The organism is Micromonospora sp. M42 (assembly GCF_000568915.1).
Lineage (GTDB): Bacteria > Actinomycetota > Actinomycetes > Mycobacteriales > Micromonosporaceae > Micromonospora > Micromonospora chalcea.
Window position 1 is genome coordinate 408,544 of sequence record NZ_KK037233.1, and the last position, 2,640, is coordinate 411,183.

The following is a 2,640-nucleotide window of genomic DNA, read 5'->3' on the forward strand; positions in this document are numbered from 1 at the left end:
TGTCTCAGCGCGGCGGCGAGACGTACAGGCCCGTCCGGCAGCCGGTCTCGCCCGGCTCCAGCCAGATCCGGTCGTACCCGGGGGATTCGATCTTCCCGGCGGGGGTGCGGACGAGCAGGAGGCAGTCCCGTTCGGCCGGTACGCCGACGGCGGCGACGAGCGCGCCCTCGTGCACCGTCGTGTCGACGGTGATCCAGTCCTGCGGGAACGCCGCCCGCACCGCGCCGGCAAGGGTGTCCGGGGTGGCGGTACGCAGCACGGCGGTGAGCCGCTGCCGCCCGTCCTCGGGCACCTTCGGCACGGGCGCGGCGGTGGGTGGCGAGGGCGCGGCCCCGCTCGGACAGTCGATCTCGTGGTACGTCGTGTAGCGGTAGAGCTGGAACTCGTACCGGTAGCAGCGGGTGGCGTCGCCGGCGCTGTTGCTCGCGCCGCCGACCGACACCGGCGGTCGTTCCGGCACCGTCACCACGAACCGCACGTCGACGGTGGCCCGCTCGTCTCTGGCGGTGCGGCCGGACCAGGCCAGGGCCTCCCGCCGGACCGTCTCGTCATCGCTCAACGCGGTGCCCTGCGGCTGCTGGACGATCTCAGCCGCCGCGATCGACCCGGCGTCGCGGACCCGGTTGCGGTGCCCGAGCTCCGTGTTGAGCTGCTTCGCCTCCGCCGCCGCGACGTCGCGCGCCAGTTCGTCGCCGCTCTCCTCGCCGAATCCCCTTCCGCATCCGACCGACGCGAGCAGGAGCACCGCGAGCGCCCAGCGGACCGGCCGGTGACGGGACGGGGGTGTCGGGCCGGCGGCGCTGCGTGTCCGGTTCACCGCACGGACGTTACCGACGAGTCGGACGCCGCGCTGCCCCGTACCGCGGGGGCCGTTGGTCCCGGGTCCGACAGGCCCTCGGCCCTGCGAGCCGCGCCCGCGCACCCGGCATGCTGGGAGTGCCCGGCGCGGGCGGCGACGACATGGAGGGCAATGTGGTGCTCAACGGCGGGCAGGGCACGGTGACGCCCACCGAGATCTCTCCGGCCCCCGCGACCGGGCTCGGCTCGGCCGAGGCGGCCGCCCGGCTGCGCGCCGACGGGCCGAACACGGTGGCCGCGCCACGCAAGCGCGGGCTGGCCGGCCGGATCTTCCGTCAGCTCACCGACCCGCTGGTTGCGCTGCTGCTGGCCGCCGCCGTGGTGACCACGCTGCTGCGCGACTACCCCGACACCGCGGTGATCGTGCTGGTCGTCCTGATCAACACGGCGATCGGCGTGGTGCAGGAGGTACGCGCCGACCGGGCGGTGGCGGCGCTGGACCGGCTCGCGGCGCCGACCGCGCGGGTGGTCCGCGACGGCCGTGACCTCGTGCTCCCCGCCGCCGACCTGGTCCGGGGCGATCTGGTCCGGCTGGAGGCCGGCGACGTGGTGCCCGCCGACCTGGACCTCACCGACGCGGTACGGCTCAGCCTGGACGAGTCGGCGCTCACCGGTGAGTCGGTGGCGGTGACCCGGGTAGCGGGGGAGGAGGCGAGCGCCGGCACGGTGGTCACCACCGGCCGCGCCACCGGGACCGTGGTACGCACCGGCGCGGCGAGCGCGCTGGGCCGCATTAGCGCCCTGGTCGCGGCGACCCGCCCGGCGCCCACCCCGCTGCAACGCCGCCTGTCCTCGCTCGGCCGGGTGCTCGGGCTGACCGCCGTGGTGCTCTCCGGGCTGGTCTTCGCGCTCGGCGTGTTCGACGGACGCCCGGTCACGCAGATGGCGGTCACCGCGGTGAGCCTCGTGGTGGCGGCCGTACCGGAGTCGCTGCCCGCCGTCGTCACGCTCGCGCTCGCCCTGGGCGCACGCCGGATGGCCGGCAGCCGGGCCATTCCCCGGCGGCTGCACGCGGTGGAGACCCTCGGATCGGTCACCGTGATCGCCTCCGACAAGACCGGCACGCTCACCGAGGGCCGGATGGCGGTGCAGCACGCGGTCGTGCCCGGCCGCGACCGCTACGCCGTGACCGGCACCGGCTACGCGCCCGACGGCGAGGTGCGCCACCGGGGCGAGCCGGTGAGCGCCCCGGACGAGCTGCGCGCCCTCGCCCGCGCCGGGCTGCTCTGCAACGACGCCACGCTGACCCCGCCGACCGGCGAACGGCCGGAGTGGACAGCGATCGGCGACCCGCTGGAGGCCGCGCTCGTCACGTTCGCGGCCCGCTGCGGTCTGGACCCGGAGACCACCCGCGAGGCCTGGCCCCGGGTCGCGGAGGCCCCGTTCGACCAGGACCTGCGCCGGATGACCACCGTGCACCGCCGCTGCGACGGGCGCTACCTCGTGGTCTGCAAGGGCGCGCCGGAGAACCTGCTGGCCCCGCCGCTGATGGACGCCGGCGCCGAGGAGCTGGCCGAGCTGACCGATGCCGCGCACCGGCTCGCCGCCGAAGGGCTGCGGGTGCTGGCGGTGGCCTCGGCCGTGGTCGACACGCTGCCGGACCCGGCCCGGCCGACCGGCCTGCGCCCGCTGGGCCTGGTCGCGGTCGGCGACCCGCTGCGCACGGCGGCACCCGGCATCGCGGCGGGCTTCGAGCAGGCCGGTCCGGTGGTCCTTGATCACGGCGACCACCCGGCGACGGCGCCGCCATCGCGCCGGCTCGGCTCTGGCGCGACGGCGACC

Annotated in this window: 2 protein-coding genes; one reads left to right on the top strand and one right to left on the bottom strand. The window is 76.5% G+C overall.

Annotation, left to right across the window (positions count from 1 at the left end; genetic code table 11):
• Positions 1-4: 4 nt before the first annotated feature.
• Positions 5-817, bottom strand: a complete 813-nt coding sequence (locus tag MCBG_RS01510) for a hypothetical protein (RefSeq protein ID WP_223200982.1) — start codon at positions 815-817, stop codon at positions 5-7.
• A gap of 110 nt (positions 818-927) precedes the next feature.
• On the opposite strand from MCBG_RS01510, the gene MCBG_RS01515 reads away from it, so the two are divergent.
• A partial coding sequence (locus MCBG_RS01515; protein WP_223200983.1) for a cation-translocating P-type ATPase occupies positions 928-2,640 on the top strand: 1,713 nt, incomplete at its 3' end.